At 69.6% G+C, this 16,423-nt stretch carries 19 protein-coding genes and 2 tRNA genes; 17 read left to right on the forward strand and 4 right to left on the reverse strand.

Translation table 11 applies throughout. The features are described 5' to 3' along the window. Window positions 1–5 precede the first annotated feature (5 nt). Genes CSX12_RS11645 through CSX12_RS11655 form a run of 3 tightly spaced genes read left to right on the forward strand, consistent with a single transcriptional unit; the run spans window position 6 to window position 3,869 of the window. A complete protein-coding gene (locus tag CSX12_RS11645; protein WP_124895889.1) occupies window positions 6–1,466 on the forward strand; it encodes an SCO6880 family protein in 1,461 nt (486 codons plus the stop codon). A 52-nt stretch (window positions 1,467–1,518) separates the two neighbouring features. Beyond that, the gene (locus CSX12_RS11650) at window positions 1,519–2,355 is read left to right on the forward strand and encodes a hypothetical protein (RefSeq protein WP_241160446.1); all 837 of its coding nucleotides are present in this window, start codon (window positions 1,519–1,521) and stop codon (window positions 2,353–2,355) included. Beyond that, window positions 2,352–3,869, forward strand: a complete 1,518-nt coding sequence (locus CSX12_RS11655) for an ATP-binding protein (RefSeq protein WP_124895890.1) — start codon at window positions 2,352–2,354, stop codon at window positions 3,867–3,869. The genes CSX12_RS11650 and CSX12_RS11655 overlap by 4 nt, the downstream gene beginning before the upstream one ends. Before the next feature lie 28 nt (window positions 3,870–3,897). Here CSX12_RS11655 and CSX12_RS11660 read toward each other — a convergent pair whose 3' ends face one another. After that, complete coding sequence (locus tag CSX12_RS11660) at window positions 3,898–4,893, reverse strand: bile acid:sodium symporter (RefSeq protein ID WP_124895891.1); 996 nt, start codon at window positions 4,891–4,893, stop codon at window positions 3,898–3,900. 54 nt (window positions 4,894–4,947) lie between these two features. Here CSX12_RS11660 and CSX12_RS11665 point away from each other — a divergent pair, with 54 nt between their 5' ends. The 9 genes from CSX12_RS11665 to CSX12_RS11705 all read left to right on the forward strand — a co-directional run bounded on the left by CSX12_RS11665 (window position 4,948) and on the right by CSX12_RS11705 (window position 11,384). Next, window positions 4,948–5,307, forward strand: a complete 360-nt coding sequence (locus CSX12_RS11665; protein WP_124895892.1) for a metalloregulator ArsR/SmtB family transcription factor — start codon at window positions 4,948–4,950, stop codon at window positions 5,305–5,307. Further along, on the forward strand, window positions 5,307–5,975 hold the full coding sequence (locus tag CSX12_RS11670) for a cation transporter (RefSeq protein ID WP_124895893.1): 669 nt from the start codon (window positions 5,307–5,309) through the stop codon (window positions 5,973–5,975). Before CSX12_RS11665 ends, CSX12_RS11670 begins: the two co-directional genes overlap by 1 nt. Beyond that, window positions 5,972–6,280, forward strand: a complete 309-nt coding sequence (locus CSX12_RS11675; protein WP_124895894.1) for a hypothetical protein — start codon at window positions 5,972–5,974, stop codon at window positions 6,278–6,280. The genes CSX12_RS11670 and CSX12_RS11675 overlap by 4 nt, the downstream gene beginning before the upstream one ends. Window positions 6,281–6,520: 240 nt before the next feature. After that, window positions 6,521–7,078, forward strand: a complete 558-nt coding sequence (locus CSX12_RS11680) for a hypothetical protein (protein WP_124895895.1) — start codon at window positions 6,521–6,523, stop codon at window positions 7,076–7,078. Beyond that, window positions 7,075–8,871, forward strand: coding sequence for a type IV secretory system conjugative DNA transfer family protein (locus tag CSX12_RS11685; protein ID WP_124895896.1), 1,797 nt, complete (start codon window positions 7,075–7,077; stop codon window positions 8,869–8,871). Before CSX12_RS11680 ends, CSX12_RS11685 begins: the two co-directional genes overlap by 4 nt. A 53-nt stretch (window positions 8,872–8,924) precedes the next feature. Beyond that, window positions 8,925–9,377 (forward strand): single-stranded DNA-binding protein, encoded by a 453-nt coding sequence (locus CSX12_RS11690; RefSeq protein WP_124895897.1) that lies wholly within the window; start codon window positions 8,925–8,927, stop codon window positions 9,375–9,377. A gap of 15 nt (window positions 9,378–9,392) precedes the next feature. Then, the gene (locus tag CSX12_RS11695) at window positions 9,393–9,962 is read left to right on the forward strand and encodes a hypothetical protein (RefSeq protein ID WP_124895898.1); all 570 of its coding nucleotides are present in this window, start codon (window positions 9,393–9,395) and stop codon (window positions 9,960–9,962) included. Next, window positions 9,959–10,174 carry a helix-turn-helix domain-containing protein gene (locus tag CSX12_RS11700; RefSeq protein ID WP_124895899.1) on the forward strand — a complete coding sequence of 72 codons (216 nt, stop codon included), beginning with the start codon at window positions 9,959–9,961 and terminating at the stop codon, window positions 10,172–10,174. The genes CSX12_RS11695 and CSX12_RS11700 overlap by 4 nt, the downstream gene beginning before the upstream one ends. After that, a complete protein-coding gene (locus CSX12_RS11705; protein WP_124895900.1) occupies window positions 10,158–11,384 on the forward strand; it encodes a site-specific integrase in 1,227 nt (408 codons plus the stop codon). The genes CSX12_RS11700 and CSX12_RS11705 overlap by 17 nt, the downstream gene beginning before the upstream one ends. Before the next feature lie 209 nt (window positions 11,385–11,593). Here the strand turns inward: CSX12_RS11705 and CSX12_RS11710 are convergent. Continuing rightward, a tRNA-Pro gene (locus CSX12_RS11710) sits at window positions 11,594–11,667 on the reverse strand. A 21-nt stretch (window positions 11,668–11,688) separates the two neighbouring features. Further along, window positions 11,689–11,758 (reverse strand) — tRNA-Pro (locus tag CSX12_RS11715). 106 nt (window positions 11,759–11,864) lie between these two features. Between CSX12_RS11715 and CSX12_RS11720 the strand changes: the two genes are divergently transcribed. The 5 genes from CSX12_RS11720 (at window position 11,865) to CSX12_RS11740 (ending at window position 15,490) form a co-directional block, all read left to right on the forward strand. Next, window positions 11,865–12,455, forward strand: a complete 591-nt coding sequence (locus tag CSX12_RS11720; protein ID WP_124895901.1) for a GNAT family N-acetyltransferase — start codon at window positions 11,865–11,867, stop codon at window positions 12,453–12,455. A gap of 9 nt (window positions 12,456–12,464) precedes the next feature. Further along, a complete protein-coding gene (locus tag CSX12_RS11725; RefSeq protein WP_124895902.1) occupies window positions 12,465–12,920 on the forward strand; it encodes a hypothetical protein in 456 nt (151 codons plus the stop codon). A gap of 129 nt (window positions 12,921–13,049) precedes the next feature. Further along, window positions 13,050–13,643, forward strand: a complete 594-nt coding sequence (locus CSX12_RS11730) for a lysoplasmalogenase family protein (RefSeq protein WP_241160447.1) — start codon at window positions 13,050–13,052, stop codon at window positions 13,641–13,643. Continuing rightward, window positions 13,643–14,014: an RNA-binding S4 domain-containing protein gene (locus CSX12_RS11735; RefSeq protein ID WP_206427081.1), complete on the forward strand. Its 372-nt coding sequence runs from the start codon at window positions 13,643–13,645 to the stop codon at window positions 14,012–14,014. The genes CSX12_RS11730 and CSX12_RS11735 overlap by 1 nt, the downstream gene beginning before the upstream one ends. 63 nt (window positions 14,015–14,077) lie before the next feature. Further along, window positions 14,078–15,490: an HNH endonuclease signature motif containing protein gene (locus CSX12_RS11740; RefSeq protein ID WP_124895904.1), complete on the forward strand. Its 1,413-nt coding sequence runs from the start codon at window positions 14,078–14,080 to the stop codon at window positions 15,488–15,490. Window positions 15,491–15,510: 20 nt separating this feature from the next. On the opposite strand, the gene CSX12_RS11745 is transcribed toward CSX12_RS11740, so the two are convergent. Next, window positions 15,511–16,416 carry an NUDIX domain-containing protein gene (locus tag CSX12_RS11745; protein WP_124895905.1) on the reverse strand — a complete coding sequence of 302 codons (906 nt, stop codon included), beginning with the start codon at window positions 16,414–16,416 and terminating at the stop codon, window positions 15,511–15,513. Window positions 16,417–16,423: the final 7 nt, after the last annotated feature.

Here is a 16,423-nt window from a genome sequence, read left to right on the forward strand (position 1 = left end):
CCCTGATGGTCACGAACTCGAACAGCGACTACCCGCTGGCGCCGGTGCAGTTCTCCCGGCTCGCCAAGCGCGGCATCATACTCGGCCTGTCCCTGCCGCAGCTCATCGTCCTCGGCATCGCGGTGCTCACGGTCGTCTTCGCCCTCTACACCGCCGGCGGGATGGGCTTCGCCTGGACTACACCCATCTGGGGCACCTGCGCCCTGCTCGCGGTGATCCCCGCGGGCGGGCGGAAGGTCATCGAGTGGGTGCCGATCCTCGCCCGCTGGGCCGCCCGGACCTACCTCGGGCAGCTCGTCTACCGGCGCCGCGTCATCAAGCCCCGCCCCGCCGGAACGCTCGCGCTCCCCGGGGATGCGGCGAGCCTGCGGGAGTGGGAGGACCCCGAGACCGGCGCGGCGATGGTCCACGACCCGCACGCGCAGACGCTCACCGCGATCCTCAGCGTCTCCCACCCCGCCTTCGTGCTCCTCGACCCGGGCGAGCAGCAGCGTCGCGTCTCCGGCTGGGGCCGCGTGCTGGCCGCCGCGTGCAGGTCCGGGCGGATCGCCCGCATCCAGGTGTCCGAGCGGACCCTGCCGGACTCGGGCACGGGCCTGGCGGAGTGGTGGCGCACGCACGGCACCGATGACGACTCCTGGGCCGCGACCACCTACGCCGAGCTCATCGACCGCGCCGGCCCGGCCGGAGAACGCCACGCGACGACCATCTCGCTCGCGCTCGACATGAAGGCCGCCGCCCGCCAGATCAGAACGAGCGGTGGCGGGATACGCGGTGCGGCCGCGGTGCTGCGGCAGGAGATGAGCACGCTCACCACGGCGCTGCGCGCCGCCGAGCTCACCTCGACCGGGTGGCTCACGCCCGGCGAGGTCGCCGTCATCCTGCGCTCGGCCTACGACCCCGCCGCCGCCCCGGCGCTGGAGCGCCACGGCGACCTCGGCCGCGACCTGGCGACCGCAGGCCCGGTCGCGGTCACCGAGAGCTGGGATCGACTGCGGTCGGACTCCGCGCACCATGCGGTGCTGTGGATCACCGAGTGGCCTCGCTCGCAGGTGTATCCCGGCTTCCTCGCGCCGCTCGTGCTGTCCAACGGCATCCTGCGCACCCTCGCCCTGCACTACATCCCGGTCCGTGCCGACCAGGCCGCGCGGGACCTGCGGAAGAAGAAGACCGAGCTTATCTCCGATGCCGCCCAGCGGCGCAAGATCGGGCAGATCGAAGACGCGGCGAGCAGCGCCGAGCTGGACGATGTGCTCCAGCAGGAGGCGGACCTGACTGCCGGGCACGGCGTCCTGCGCGTCTCCGGCCTCGTCTCCGTCTCTGCGCCGACTGTGGACGAGCTCGACGCGGCGGTGGCCGCGGTCGAGCAGGCGGCGATCCAAGCGTCCTGCGAGACCAGGCGGCTCGTCGGTCAGCAGGCGCAGGCATTCACCGCTGCCGCGCTGCCGTTGTGCCGGCCGGTCTGACCCGGCGCACCTGATCACCAACCGTCACGCCTTCCTGTGAGGAGCCCCGATCATGCCGACCTTCGATGCCCCGCTCGCGGACGCCGCTGAGGCGTCCGCGACGCTGCGGGGCCTGGCCCACGCGACCCGCACGTTCGAGAGCCCCGCCGACACCTACCCGGTGATCGGAGAGCTGCTCGCCGGCGTCAGGTCGCTGCGGCAAGTGCTCGACCAGCTCGCCGCCGCCCACATCAACGCCCGCGTCAGGGCGCACGACGACGCCGGGAACCAGGCCGCCGGCGCAACCTCGGCTCTCGCGGCTGCCGACGAACTGCACCAGGCAGGCACCCTGCTGGACACCGTGGAGTGGCGGCTGGACGCCGCCTCCCAGCACTCCGGCCGCATCGCCTGGCACCGCGCACCTGCCGTCGAGGACGGCCCGGCGAGGCGGTGGGTCAGCGTCGTGTTCCTGGAAGGCTCCGAGGCCGACGAGGTGCTGGAGCTGATCGACCGCGACGGGACGGACGCCGCGATCGAGCACCTGGCCGGGCACGACTACGGAGCGGAGATCACCCAGGCCGCGCTCGAGAACGGATACGTCTACGACGAACCCCCGACAGGTGTGCTCGACAAGGTGGCGACCCACGACGTCTACACGCTCACCTACAACCCCTTCCTAGGGCACGTCTCGCTCCTGCGCGAGCACGACACCGTGCCCGACCCGGCACTCCTCGGCATCGACACCCCGGCCTCCGCACCCGCATCGGAGTCGGGGCGGGAAGCGGAACGCGCCGCACACAAGTCCACGCATGCAGTCGGCCCCGCTGGCAACCGGAGACGAGACGGGGCCGACTGGTTCACCCGTCGCCCCGGCGCCGCCTCCGCGCAGGGCCGGGGGCTGGCGCTGTGACCGGGCAGGACGACAGCCGCCTGCACACCGCCGTGCTCGTCGGGCCCGAAGGCGAACGACGCCGGGCACGCAAGGCCCGCAGGCAGGTGGCGGCGAAGGTCGAGACCGATGCCCGCCAGCATCGCAAGGCACAAGCTCGGGCGAAGTGGGAGGCGGAGCAGGCTGAACGCCGCAACACCAGCTACCTGCCCGCCTCCGGCGAGGCGGGGCCTGCGGCGTTGCGGACGCCGGGCCGGCTCCGGCTCCCCAAGCACCAAGACACCTCCGCGACGCTCGCCGGCCAGTACCCCTTCCTGGCCGAGGCCGGCCTCGGCAGCCAGGGCGTCTTCGTCGGCCAAGACCTCTACAGCGGCGGATCGTTCGTCTACGACCCCTGGGTGCTCTATCAGCGAGGCCTCATCACCGCACCGAACGTCGTGCTCGCCGGGATCGTCGGCTCCGGCAAGTCGTCCCTGTCGAAGTCGCTCTACACGCGTAGCCTGCCGTTCGGACGCAGGGTCTACGTCCCCGGCGACCCGAAAGGGGAGCATACGCGTGTCGCGGAGGCGGTCGGCGGGCGGGCAATCATCCTCGGCCACGGCCTGCGCAATCGTCTGAACCCGCTGGATGAGGGCCACCGGCCGTCTGCCGTGTCGGATGCGGAGTGGGCGATGCAGGTCGCCTCCCGCCGCCGCGACCTCATCGGCGCCCTCGCAGAGACCGTGCTGGACCGTCCTTTGTCGCCGTTGGAGCACACCGCCATCGACCTCGCCCTCCGAGACGCCGTCCGCAGCGCCGAGGTGCCTATTCTGCCGATGGTCGTCGACCGCATCCTCACCCCCAGCCGCGCCGACGACGAGGACGGGCGGGTCGCGGAAGACGGCCGTCTCGTCGGCCACGCGCTCCGTCGGCTCGTCGCCGGAGACCTCCAAGGCCTGTTCGACGGGCCAAGCACCGTGCGGTTCGACCCGTCGCTGCCGATGGTGTCGCTCGACCTGTCGCGGGTCGCGGAGAACAGCACGCTGATCTCGGTGCTGATGACCTGCTCATCCGCATGGATGGAGTCCGCCCTGTCCGACCCGGCAGGCGGACAGCGATGGGTGATCTACGACGAAGCGTGGCGGCTCATGCAGTACCCGGCGCTGCTTCGCCGCATGGACGCCCAGTGGAGGCTTGCGCGCCACTTCGGAATCGCGAACATGCTCATCTTCCACAAGCTCTCCGACCTCGACAACGTCGGCGATGCCGGAACCGCGATGCGCGCCCTCGCCTCGTCGCTGCTGGCGAACGCCGAGACCCGGATCGTGTACCGGCAGGAGCCCGACCAGCTCGGCTCCACCGCCCTCGCGCTCGGGCTCACCGGCACCGAGCAGAAGCTACTCCCAGGGCTCGGAACCGGGCAAGGACTCTGGCGGATCAAGGACCGATCCTTCGTCGTCCAGCACCAGCTCCACCCCGCCGAGCTCGCCGCGTTCGACACCACCGGCCGCATGACCAGCGAACCCCGTAAGTTCACCAATCCTGAAGGCAGTTGAGGCGGGAACCCACGGGCCGGGGGCCATTTCAGGGCATCTGAAGTCGTGAGTTCGCGGTGTCGATGTCGTCGGGGAGCAGTCGCGGGATGAGCCGCACGAACACGACCATGACGATGAGCTCGACGAGGGTCTGTGTGACAACGACGAGCGGAGCAAGGTCGAACGCGGCGGGTAGGGCGAGGACGAGCGGGAGGACGACGAGGGAGTTGCGGGTCACGCCGCTGAACACGATCGCGCGGCGACCGGGGACGTCGATCCGGGCAACCTTCCCGGCGACGGCGCCGATCGGGACCATGACCGCGGCGAACAGGACGTAGACGGGGATGGCGAGCACGAGCACGCCGAGCTGTCGTCCGACGCCGGCGATCTGGGAGGCCACCACGACGGAGAGGGTGAGCATCATCAGCGGCACCATCGCCCCCAGCACGGTGCCCTGGATCGCTACGCCCCAGCGGGTGCGGGCGGCGGCGAGCTGGGTGAGCCCCGCGGCGACGAGGGGTAGCGCGATGAGCAGCAGGAACGCCTCGATGAACGGGGCGAGGTCGACCGTGGCGACGAACTCGGCTCCGACGAACAGCCCGAGGTAGAGCGGCAGCAGGAGCATCTGCGCGAGCATCAGCAGTGGCGCGGCCGCGATCAGCCGGTCCTTCGCACCGCCGGCGATGCCGGTGAACACGATCACATAGTCCACGCATGGCGTCAGGAGGACGAACAGCACCCCGACCAGGAGCACCTGATCGTGGGCGACGATCCGGGACAGCAGGAACACAACAATCGGCACGGCGACGAAGTTCACCACCAGGACCGTGACGAGGAAGCGCCAGTCGCGGAACGACTGCCCGATCTTGACGAACGGCACCCCGAGGAACGTGACGTAGAGCAACAGCCCGAGCACGGGGTTGATCGCAAGCTCCGCTGAGTGCGCGATCGCGGGGATCAGCAGCCCGATGCCCGCGCCAACGACGAGGGCGGCGAGGTAGAGCGGCACTTGCCACCGCTCCATCCATTCCACTGCCGTGCGCATGGGTCTTATCCTCTCAGCCTTCCAATAGGTCACTAATCGCTGTATAGTCAGCGTGTGCTGACTCTTGCTTCTCGGGTAGACGTGATGAACCGGCTCGGCCGGGCGATGGCCGACCCGACCCGGTCCCGCATCCTGCTCACGCTGCTGGAGCAGCCGGGGTATCCGGCGAAGCTCGCCCGCGACCTGGACCTGACCCGCACGAACGTGTCGAACCACCTGTCGTGTCTGCGTGGTTGCGGGATCGTGGTCGCCGAGCCCGAGGGTCGGCAGACTCGGTACGAGATCGCCGACCCACACCTGACGGCGGCGCTCGTCGCGCTGGTGGATGTGACGCTCGCCGTAGACGAGAGCGCGCCGTGCCTCGACCCGGCCTGCAGCGTGCCCGGCTGCTGCGACACCGAGGCGACCGCCTGATGAGCGCGCCGACCCTGACCGACGAACGCCGCGCCCATCTGCACCGGCGGGTGCGGTTCATCGTCTTCTTCACGATCACCTGGAATGTCATCGAGGCTGCCATCGCCCTCTCGGCCGGCACGGTCGCGTCGTCTGCGGCGCTGATCGGGTTCGGGCTCGATTCGGTGATCGAGGTCGCCTCCGCCGCCGCGATTGCCTGGCAGTTCACCCGCAAAGACCCCGAACGGTGGGAGAAGGCGACCGTCCGGGTGATCGGGGTCGCGTTCTTCGCCCTGGCCGCCTACGTCGCCGTCGACGCGATCCTCGCCCTCACCGGCATCCGCGACCCGGATCACAGTCCGGTCGGTATCGGGATCGCGATCGCCAGCCTGATCGTCATGCCCGCCCTGGCCTGGTTCGAGTTCCGCACCGGCCGGGAGCTGCGCTCCAAGAGCGTCCAAGCCGATGCGAAGCAGCTCCTGCTGTGCATCTACCTCTCCGGCACCGTCCTCATCGGCCTTGTCCTCAACAGCCTGCTCGGCTGGGCGTGGGCCGACTCCATCGCCGCGCTCGTGGTGGCGGGCCTGGCGATCCGGGAAGGCATCGAAGCCTGGCGCGGCGACATCGAATCCCCCTTCGAGGTGCTCGAAGACCTCGACCACGACGACCACGAGGAGATCACGCCGTGACCAACATCGGCCCGCTCAACGGCCTGCCCATCGCCTGCACCCTGACCCGCACCGCCGGCAAGGCGCAGATCGGGAAGTGGCGGGCATTCGACGAGGACTACGCACTCGAAACCGAACGCACCGACACGCGGCTGACCATCCGCTACGCCAAGGTCGAGGACTCCATCACCCGCCTTCGCGAGCTCGTCGCCGCCGAGAGCACCTGCTGCTCCTTCGTCGACTGGCGCATCGAGGAGCAGCACTCGGACCTGCGGCTCGTGGTGACCGGCTCCGCGCAGCAACTCGCCGCCCTCAACGTCGGATAGTCCAGCCCGAGCCGGGGGTTCACCAATCCTGCGATTCCTTCACGAATCGTGAACTCCTCGCACTAATCCTGAACGTTCGTCAGCCGCGGAGCACTGGCCGTTCTCGCCCGCGTACCTGCTGGATATGAGACTGCGACCGACTTACACCGCGAACGAACTCACGGCAGTTGGGACAGATGTGCACGAGTTCAGGAATCTCGACGTGCCTTCAGGAATCCCGAACGATCGGCAGGATTCCTGATGCCCCGGCTCCGCTACAAGCGATCCTGGGGCGAACCCGCATCCCGAAACGGGAGTGCCGAGCCCGTGCCGGTCGTGCTCCCACTCGCCGCCATCACCATCGCCGACGACGGCCGCATGACCGTCACTGTCGACGGGGCGCCGTTCGAGCCGGAGCCGTTCGCGCCGCCGTGGCGGCGGGAGGACTTCGCCCGGGTCCTCGACCAGCTCACCGACCTGCGCCGCTCGCCGATGCGGGTCGAGGTGCGCGAAGCGGACGGAACCATGTTCACCGACATCATCACCCCGAGCCGACGGCGCCGCACCGAACCCGATCCAGAACCGGCATCAGAGGCCCCAGGCCGCCGGCCAGCGACGGATCTCGTCGTGCTGCACGGGGAGGGGTTCGTGCCGGGTGAGGACGTCGCCGTCGCCGTCGTCATCGCCCACGGGGATGCCGCCCCGGACGGCACCATGCGCGGCCTCGTCGAATCCCGCCAGCTCGCCGGGAGCCCGACCCGCGAGGTCATCCTGCTCGGCCGCGTCTCCGGCACCCTCACGATCGGACACCCCGAATGAGCACGCCCCGGCCCGCAGCGTCGCTCGGAGACGAGCTGAGCAACCTCGGCATCGGCATCCTCATCGGCACCGCGGTCCTCGCCGCCATCCTCCGCGGCGCCGGGTCCGTCACCGCCTGGATCACCGGCGTCGACCAGCCCACTGGCGGGGTCGAAGCCGGACTGGGCGTGCTGCTGAACCCCGGTGACCCAGCGACCGCGCTCGGCGCACCGGGACTGAGCGCCGTGGCGTACTGGATCACCGCGATCGTGCTCATCCTCGGGGCCGGGGTGGTCGGCTGGTGGGCGTGGCGGTTCTTCCGCGAGCACGGCCGCCACGTGAAGACCGACCCGTACCGCATCGCCGGGATCGCCACCCGATCCGAAGTCGCCAAAGCCGCGTCCGAGACGGCACTGCTGCGCCGGGCCGGGCACCTGCGGCCCTCGCTCGACAAGCCCCGCCCGCAGGACATCGGCTACCGGATCGGCGCTTCACGCGGGAAGACCGTGTGGGCGAGCGTGGAGGACTCCATCCTGCTGATCGGCCCGCCCCGCTCCGGCAAGGGCGCCCACATCGTCATCAACGCCATCTTGGACGCGCCTGGCGCGGTCGTCACCACATCGACGCGGCCGGACAACCTGACCGCGACCCTCCACGCCCGGCAGAAAAACGGCCCTGTCGCGGTCTTCGACCCCCAGCACCTCGCCGAAGGCCTGCCCGCCGGGCTCAGGTGGTCACCCATCCGCGGGTGTGAGGACCCTTTGACGGCGATGATTCGCGCGACCGGCCTTGCCGCCGGCACCGGTCTCTCGGCCGGCGGGGTCGAGGGCGGCGGGTTCTGGGAGGGCAAGACGAGGACCGCGCTCCAAGCGCTGCTCCATGCCGCCGCCCTCGATCACCGGCCGCCCTCGGAGCTATTCCGGTGGACCCTCGACCCCTCCGCCGCCGCGGACGCGGTGGCGATCCTCACCGCGAACCCGCGAGCGGCGACCGGGTGGGCGGACTCGTTGCAGGCGATGACCGACTCCGACCCCCGCACCCGCGACTCCATCTGGCAAGGCGTCTCCCTCTCCCTCGCCGCGCTGGCAGACCCGCGCGTGCTCGACGCCGTATCACCGCGCGAGGACGAGGACTTCGACCCCGAAGCGTTCCTCCGCGACCGAGGAACCCTCTACCTGCTGGCCACCGGAGCCGGCGCCAACAACTCCGCTGCGTTGGTGGCGGCGTTCGTGGAAGACGTCGTGGAAGCCGCTCGACGCATCGCCGCGACCAGCCCCGGCGCAAGGCTCGACCCGCCACTGCTGCTCGCGCTCGACGAGGTCGGCAACCTCGCCCCGCTGCCGTCTCTGCCGACGCTCATGGCCGAAGGAGGCGGCACCGGGATCACGACGATGCCCGTCCTCCAGAGCCTCGCGCAGGCGCGGGAGAAGTGGTCGGAAAACGCGGCCGGCGCGATCTGGGACGCGAGCATCGTCAAGATCGTCCTCGGCGGAGCGTCCAACTCCAAGGACCTGCACGACCTCACCACCCTCATCGGGGAACGCGACGAAGTGACCGACTCCACCACGATCGGAGACCACGGCTCCCGCTCCGCACAACGCTCCATCCGGCGCGTGCCGATCATGCCTCCCGACACGATCCGCACCCTCCCGTTCGGGACTGCACTGGTGCTGTTGCGCTCCGCGCCGCCCATCGTCACGAGGATGCGGACCTGGACCGACCGGCCCGACGCGAAAGAGCTGCGCGCGGGCCGGGCCGACATCGAGGCGACGTTGCAGCACCGCGCGGCGGAGCCGCCGGGCGCACCTGCCTGACAGAGCGGCCCCATCGTGGGGTCGCCACCCATGTCAGAAAGAGGGGCAGTCCGATGGCTCTCCACACGCAGGAATCCGTCTCGGGGTTCATCGCCTCCGACCCGCAGCTCACCTACACGGAACGTGGCGATGCTCGGTTCTACGCCAAGATCGGGCAGGAGCACTATCGCAAGGAGCCGGACGGGTCGTTCACGCAGACCGAGACGACCTTCCACGACCTCGTGGCGTTCAAGAAAACCGCCGAGCGCGCTCACGACCGGCTCGCCAAGGGAGACAAGTTCGTCGCCGAGGGCTACACCCGCGAGTACGACCGCGCCACGCCGGAAGGCGAGGTGGTCAAGGCCGAGGAGTTCGTCGCGAAGAAGCTCGGCCACGACCTCGCCCGCACGAGCTACGAGGTCGACCGCACCCGCCGCCAGCCCGCCACGACGCAGGAGCCTGTGGGACAGGCGGCCGGCGCAGCTCGTCGCGAGAGCTCGGGCGCCGTCCCGGCGCTCGGGCTCTGAACGGCGGTGACCGCGATGAACGAGAACGACACCGCCCCCGAGACCGACGAGCCCGACCTGGACGAGGCTGATGAGTTCGACGGGCCGCTGATCCCGGAGCCTCCGCACCCGATCAACTGGAACCTCCTCACCAGCGAGGAAGCGGAGGCCGAGTGGCTGGAACTGAACCGCTGGGTCGACTGGCTCCGCGCGACCTACGGGCTGCCTGCTTCGGTAGTCCCGCCGTTCTGGCACCGCCACCCGGAGTTGCTGTGGGAGCTGAGCGCTCTGCACCTGCATTGGCTGTCCGCCTACGACCCGGAACAGAACGGGTCCGCCCCGCTGGGCTGGCATCGCGACTTCGCCGACGCCCGCCAGCGGCTCCATGACTGGGTCGCTGCTTCCGGAACCCGTCTCGACCGAGACCGCCCGACCCGGCAGACCACCTGGCCCGGCGAGGACCCGGCATGCCCAGTCGAGGACACGATCATCGCTTACCGGGATCAGGACTTCGTGCAGTTCGTCCTCGACGATGTCGCCGCGCGCCGCCAGGCCGAGGACGACTTCTATGCCGGGCTCGACCCGAACACTGGAGAAGTCGCATGAGCGATACCGGCGGCACGATCATGGTCTCGCCTCTCATGGACAGTCGCGAGATCGCCGCCTATCTCAAGGTGTCCGAGTCGACCTTGTCGAGGTGGCGTTCCGCCGGCCAGGGACCGCCGTTCCTGCGGCTGGGCGGGATCGCCCGGTACCGCATCGACGCGGTCGACGCCTGGCTGGCAGGCCTGGAGCACAGCCATGCCCAGGAAGGCTGAGCCGCTCCCGCACGCGCAGCCGAAGCCGGTGCCTCCGGTCGGCGTGAGGATCTCCACCGACCTGGAACGTCGCTCCTACGGCATCCGCGCCCGGGCCCGCTGGACGGACCCGATCAGCAAACGCCGCATCATCCGTTCCGAGATCGTCGCCGACGAAGCGGCAGCGCACGAGTTCTTCGACTCGCTGCGGCAGTCATCGGCCAAGGGCATGGACGTGTCCATGACACTCACCGAGTTCGTCACCACGATCGGCGACCGATGGGCGCGCGGCCTCGACCCCACCTCCACCGGGGAGACCTACGGGTACGGGCTCAAGCTCCGGGTGCTACCTGCCCTCGGGCACCTGCCCGTCACGCAGATCACCGCCGGGATCATCGACCGCACCATCGACGCCTGGGAGAAACGGCACGGGGCCTCGACGATCAAGAACTCCATCGCCCCGCTCGCGCGGGTCCTCGACGAAGCAGTGCGCGACGGGCTCATCCCGATCAACCCCGCGAAAAACCGTGCCAAGCGCAGCCTGAACCGCAATGCCTTCCGTCTCCAGCCTGCGGAGGATACTTCCCCACGTGCCCATGCGATCCCCGACATGGCAACGCTGACGAAGCTCGCTGAAGACTGCGGGAACATTCACCAGTCGTACTCCGACTTCGTCATGCTCGCCGCCCTCCTCGCCGCGCGCTCATCCGAGGTCTCAGGCCTTCAGGCCGGTGACGTCCGGTTCGACAAGAACATCGTGGTCATCGCGCGGCAGACCTACCCCGGCAAAGGTGGGCTCATCACGAAACAGACCAAAGGCCGCAGAGAACGCCGCGTCCCGATCCTCAACCCGCTCCGACCGGTCCTTGAGCGGCTCACGGAGGGGAAAGAGCCCGAGGACCGGCTCCTGGTCGGCCCGAAGGGCGGCGCTCTCACGACCGCGACCGTGCGGGACGCGACGAACTGGGACCAGATCGTAAGCGATCTCGGCCTGCCCGACCTCACCCGACACGGCCTCCGGCACACCGGCGCGACCTGGATGGCGGACGCCGGCATCCCGCTGCACGTCCTACAGGACATCCTCGGCCACGCCTCCGTCGAGACCACCCGCGGATACCTGCACCCGGACGACCGCCACCTCGCCTCCGCTGCGGAGCAGGCCAACGCCTTCCTTGCCCGATCCGCCAAAGCCAGCCGACCGAGCCGGCGTGAGGCCTCGAGGTCACTGTGACGGGGAGCCGGGAGCCACGATCGGAGGCTCTGGTCCCCTTTTGGTCCCCTTATCCACAGGCAACGACCTCCCGAGAGCCAGATATGCCCTCCGACGTCTGTGAGCAGGCATCCATGCCTCGGCGAGGGGACCAGAGGGGGACCAACAAAAACCCGTCGGAAGACATGACAAAGCCCTGATGAAAATGGCTTCTCATCAGGGCTTTTCTGTCGGGATGACAGGATTTGAACCTGCGACCCCCTGACCCCCAGTCAGGTGCGCTACCAAGCTGCGCCACATCCCGTGGCATCGATTTTCAGTTATTTCGGGCCGACCGGAGGGGGTGAACCCCTTGACCCCCAGTCAAGTGCGCTACCAAGCTGCGCCACAGCCCGTTGTTCTGCACTCTCGCGCAGGCAACTCCCCTATCTTAGCCGCATGTCGGGCGCCTCCGCGAACCGGCGCGTTGCGGGTGTCGGATGCTCGGCGTAGCGTCGCGGCATGGTGACGATCACGACCGAGCTGGCGACGCCGCCGCGCTGGGATGATGTGCAGCACGCTCTCACGGGAGGCGGCGACGGGGCCAGCTGCCAGTGCATCTGGCCGATGCTCCGGAACAAGGACTGGAACGCGACGACGACCCCGCAGCGCGCTGAGATGTTCCGGGCGGAGATCGACGCGGGTCCGCCGCCCGGGCTCGTCGCATATGTCGACGGCGAGGCGGCGGGGTGGATCCGGATCGGACCGCGGACCACTCAAGCGCGCGTGCAGCACACCCGCATCATCGCCGCCGCGACGGAGGAGCCCTTCGACGACGACAGCGTGTGGGCGGTGACGTGTTTCGTCGTGCGCAGGGAGCACCGCGGCTCGGGGCTCAACCTCGACCTGCTCCGCGCGGCCGTCTCCTATGCTCGCGAGTCGGGCGCGCGCGTGATCGAGGGGTATCCGGTCGACACACGCGGCGAACGGCAGCCGAGCAACGATCTGTTCCACGGAACCCTCGGAACCTTCCTCGCCGCGGGCTTCCGAGAACAGGCAGAACTCAAGCCAGGGCGCACCCTGGTCGCTCTCGACCTCGCGACGACCCGCTAGCGTGAGGGCATGAGCGACGAGAACCCGACCATCGACGACCCGGCACTCGGCACCCTCGTCCGCGCGAGGTCCGAGCTCACGGATGGCACCGTCCTCACACACGACTGGTTCGTCGGCACGGTCACGGTCGACGGCGCCGAGCTCGAGCTCATGGTGGAGGGCACCACCCCCGACGAGGTGCTGCCGCTGCTCCCCCGTCTGCGGGATACCGTCGCACGACTCGATGAGCTTCGTCGCGTCGCGACCGACGCCGTGGTCACGAACTTCAGCACGGGGGAACCGGAGCCGAGCGAACTCGACGATGCCGCCACCGACCTGGTGCTCGAGACCATCGAGGCGTCATCAGACGGGGGCATCGTCCTTCATCTCACCGACAGTTGCGGCGAGCACTTCCCCGAGGAGTACTGGCCGGCGGTCCACTTCGGCGCCGACGGCGCTGTCGAAAAGGTCACCGTGGAGTCCTGAATGACCGCGTCGAGTCCTTCCTCACCTCTCGCCGGAAGAGCAGCCGACGACGGCTCCCCGCGCGGCGCCGCATCGACCGGCCTCTTGTGGGCGTTCGCCCCGTTCATAGCCGTATCGATCCTTCACGTCGTGTTGCTCGCAGTCGAGAGTCCCCTCGCAGGACCGACCAAGCTTCTGCTGATGCCGCTGCTCGCGGTTCCCGTCGTGCTGTCCGCGCGAAAGCTCGTCCCGCGCAGCGCCCTGCTCATGCTGCTGGCGGCCCTGTTGTTCTCGTGGCTCGGCGACGGGGCCGGGGCGTTCTTCCCCACGGCGCCGGAGCTGCCGCTCATGCTGCTGTTCTTCGGCATCGCGCATGTGGCATACATCCTGCTGTTCGCCCGCCACTTGGCGATGCGCCGGATGCCCTGGTGGGCCCTGATCTACGTCGCCTGGTGGGTCGCGATGATCGCGATCCTGGGCCCGCACACCGGCGTTCTGCTGATCGCGGTGGCCGTGTACGGACTCGTCTTGGGAGGCACGGCCGCCTTTTCGGCTCGGTGCCATCCTCTCGTCGCGCTCGGTGGAGCGTTCTTTCTGACGAGCGACACGATCCTCGCTTTCCGGCTCTTCCTGCCCGACGCGCTGCCGTCGTGGTCCAGCCCGGCCGTGATGCTGACCTACACGACCGGCCAGGGCCTGATCGTCGCGGGCGCGCTGTTGAGCCTGCGGAAGGCGGCCGCCTGATGGACGCCGTACGCGTCGACAGCTGGCTGTGGGCGATCCGCGTCTACAAGACCCGCTCGGCCGCGACGACCGCATGCCGCGCCGGGCATGTTCGGGTGAACGGCGACAAGGTCAAGGCAGCGCAGCAGGTTCGTATCGGCGACGAATTGCGCATCCGCATCGCCGGTTTCGATCGGATCCTCATCGTCCGCCAACTGCTCGTCAAGCGTGTGGGTGCACCGCTCGCTGCCCTTGCCTACGAGGACCGGACTCCCGAGCGCGAACCGCAGGCCGCCCTCGGCGTGCGCGATCGCGGCGCCGGGCGTCCGACCAAACGGGAGCGGCGTGACATCGACAAGCTGCGCGGCAGGGACGAGCTACCACCGTACTGATATGCCCGCATACACCGCTGCGCGGACCTCGCTTGATTCGAAGCTTTGTTCTAAGATGGGAGCATGAGCCGCCCCACCGATATCGACCTCGACCTCGAGGAACGACGTCGCGTGCTGGACGCCTGGGTCAGCAAGAAACGTGAGATCGCTCGACTCGAGGCCGAGGCCGCTGAACTGCTCATCGAGCAGATCGCACTCCACGACTCGGAGGTGTCCGCGACTCCGTTCCACCGCGACGCGATCTACCGCTCGATGGTCGCCGAGTTCTCCGCCGCCGGGCACGTCTCGAAGGGGTCGATCGAGTTCGCCTTCGCTGATGCCCGGGCCCTGCTCACCCACCTCCCTGAAGTCCGCTCCGCCTTCGCCGCAGGATCGCTCAGCGCCGCCCATGTCCGCGAGATCGCCAGGGCGAGCGCGCTCGTCGACGAAGCGATCCGCAATAGGAAAGCCGACCCCGCGGTGATGGCTCTGTTCGAAGCCGCGGTCCTCGTCGTCGCGGAGCGCGACACTGCTGCGCGGACTCGCGCGCACGCGCGCCAGGTCGCCGCCGCCCTCACCGGTGAGACTCTGCTTGACCGGCATCGGCGAGCGGCCTCCGAGCGGTCAGTGACGGTGAAGCCCCTCGACGACGGCCTCGCTCTGCTCACCGCCGTGCTCCCGGAGTGGGTCGCGAACGCGATCGCTGACAGGCTGAGCCGCCTGACGCGCGAGGTCGTCCGCGCCAGGAATACGCGGGAGTTCCGCCCCTCCCCGTCCTGGTCAGAGGAGTCCGACACCATCAGCCCGCGCGACATCGACCTCGACGACCCGGCATTCGACGGCTTCGAGGAGGCCGTGATCGCCAGTGGCGACACGTTCGCGACCGACCCCGAGGTCGAGCACTTCCCCACCGACGACAGGACGTGGGCGCAGATCCAGGCCGACCTGTTCAGCGACCTCCTCCTGACCGCGGACCCCAGCGCGGCGCACGGAACAGCACTCGATGGCATCCACGCCCGGGTCCAAGTGACCGTCGCCGCTTCCACACTCACCGGCGCAGACGACCGCCCCGCACAGCTCGACGGGCACGGTCCGCTCCACCCCGACGTCGCGCGAGAGCTCGCCGGACGCAACACAGGGTGGAGCCGCCTGTTCCTGGACGCGCAGGGGATGGTCGTCGAGACCGACACCTACACGCCCACCGAGAGCATGCGCCGCTTCCTCCGCGCGCGGGATCAGCACTGCCGCTTCCCCGGGTGCCGCATGCCGGTGCACCGGTGCGACATCGATCACAACCACGACCGCGCCCTCGGCGGACGAACCCGGTTGGACAACCTCGGGCACTTCTGTCGAGCGCATCACACGCTCAAGCACCCCGATATCCCGGACGCGCACCGCTGGACCGCCCATCAGGAGCGAGACGGCAGCATCACCTGGCACAGTCCGCTCGGGCGCGACTACTCCGACCCGCCGCCTCGGCGCGTGATGTTCGTCTGACCGGGACCCAACCCCTGGATTCAGTCGCGGTTCTCGAGCAGGCCTCGAAGCCACCCGGCCGAACGCACCCTGGCCGCACCCGCACGCGCGACACGCTCCTGCAGCTCCCGATCGCTGGTCACCGCGACGACGGTCCGGCCGTCGGCGATGCGGCGCTCGACCTCCGCGACGATGGCGTCATCGCCCGCGCCCTCGGCTTCGACGACAGACACGCCACCAGACCCGGCTTCGATGCCGCGGGCCTGACCCTCCACCACGAGCGACACCGCGGGGAACCACACGTCACCGCCGAGGTCGAGCGCACCGGCGGGCACAGCCAGACCCTCGAGCCGGGACCGCAGACGCGAGGCCGCGCCGGCGCGGTCCTTCCACCATCCATCGGGCACAGAGCCCACGACGTTCGCCGCGTCCACCACGAGAACCGGCCGCTCAGCGAGCTGCTGCCGCAGCACCGGCCACGCCGCCGCGAAACCGGGGTGCAACGGACGACCGTCGACCGCGTCCAGCGGAACCCACTCCAGGGCGACGCTCTCCGGGTCGCTGATCACCGGATCGAAGGGATCGACCACGTCGGCGACGACGGTCGTGTACGACCAGATACCCAGGTCAAGGACGCTCGTGAACAGCGGACGCACGGCACCGTCCGGCACCCCCGCCTCTTCCTGCGCCTCACGGATGGCACCGCCGATCGCGGTCTCGTCCTCGTGCAGCGCCCCGCCAGGCAGGCCCCAGGTGCCACCGAAGTGGCTCCACGACACGCGATGCTGCAGCAGGATGCCGCGGGCGGCGTCATAGGCGAGAAGCCCGGCGGCGCCGAAGCGCCCCCAGTACCGCTCCCCCGTGTCCGCCACGACCCAGGCATCGCCCGGATCGCGCGGCCCCTCGGGGCGACGCGGTTCACCGGCGGCGGGAGGAACGACAGTCACGCCCCCA

The sequence above is a fragment of the Microbacterium sp. Y-01 genome, assembly GCF_003856715.1.
Lineage (GTDB): Bacteria > Actinomycetota > Actinomycetes > Actinomycetales > Microbacteriaceae > Microbacterium > Microbacterium algeriense.

What these genes read in the sequence shown, in the direction of transcription:
- CSX12_RS11645 (WP_124895889.1), top strand. Translation starts at nt 6, where the DNA reads ATGGTCACGAACTCGAACAGCGACTACCCGCTGGCGCCGGTGCAGTTC.
- CSX12_RS11650 (WP_241160446.1), top strand. Translation starts at nt 1,519, where the DNA reads ATGCCGACCTTCGATGCCCCGCTCGCGGACGCCGCTGAGGCGTCCGCG.
- CSX12_RS11660 (WP_124895891.1), bottom strand. Translation starts at nt 4,893, where the DNA reads ATGCGCACGGCAGTGGAATGGATGGAGCGGTGGCAAGTGCCGCTCTAC.
- CSX12_RS11670 (WP_124895893.1), top strand. Translation starts at nt 5,307, where the DNA reads ATGAGCGCGCCGACCCTGACCGACGAACGCCGCGCCCATCTGCACCGG.
- CSX12_RS11680 (WP_124895895.1), top strand. Translation starts at nt 6,521, where the DNA reads ATGCCCCGGCTCCGCTACAAGCGATCCTGGGGCGAACCCGCATCCCGA.
- CSX12_RS11685 (WP_124895896.1), top strand. Translation starts at nt 7,075, where the DNA reads ATGAGCACGCCCCGGCCCGCAGCGTCGCTCGGAGACGAGCTGAGCAAC.
- CSX12_RS11690 (WP_124895897.1), top strand. Translation starts at nt 8,925, where the DNA reads ATGGCTCTCCACACGCAGGAATCCGTCTCGGGGTTCATCGCCTCCGAC.
- CSX12_RS11695 (WP_124895898.1), top strand. Translation starts at nt 9,393, where the DNA reads ATGAACGAGAACGACACCGCCCCCGAGACCGACGAGCCCGACCTGGAC.
- CSX12_RS11700 (WP_124895899.1), top strand. Translation starts at nt 9,959, where the DNA reads ATGAGCGATACCGGCGGCACGATCATGGTCTCGCCTCTCATGGACAGT.
- CSX12_RS11705 (WP_124895900.1), top strand. Translation starts at nt 10,158, where the DNA reads ATGCCCAGGAAGGCTGAGCCGCTCCCGCACGCGCAGCCGAAGCCGGTG.
- CSX12_RS11720 (WP_124895901.1), top strand. Translation starts at nt 11,865, where the DNA reads ATGGTGACGATCACGACCGAGCTGGCGACGCCGCCGCGCTGGGATGAT.
- CSX12_RS11725 (WP_124895902.1), top strand. Translation starts at nt 12,465, where the DNA reads ATGAGCGACGAGAACCCGACCATCGACGACCCGGCACTCGGCACCCTC.
- CSX12_RS11735 (WP_206427081.1), top strand. Translation starts at nt 13,643, where the DNA reads ATGGACGCCGTACGCGTCGACAGCTGGCTGTGGGCGATCCGCGTCTAC.
- CSX12_RS11740 (WP_124895904.1), top strand. Translation starts at nt 14,078, where the DNA reads ATGAGCCGCCCCACCGATATCGACCTCGACCTCGAGGAACGACGTCGC.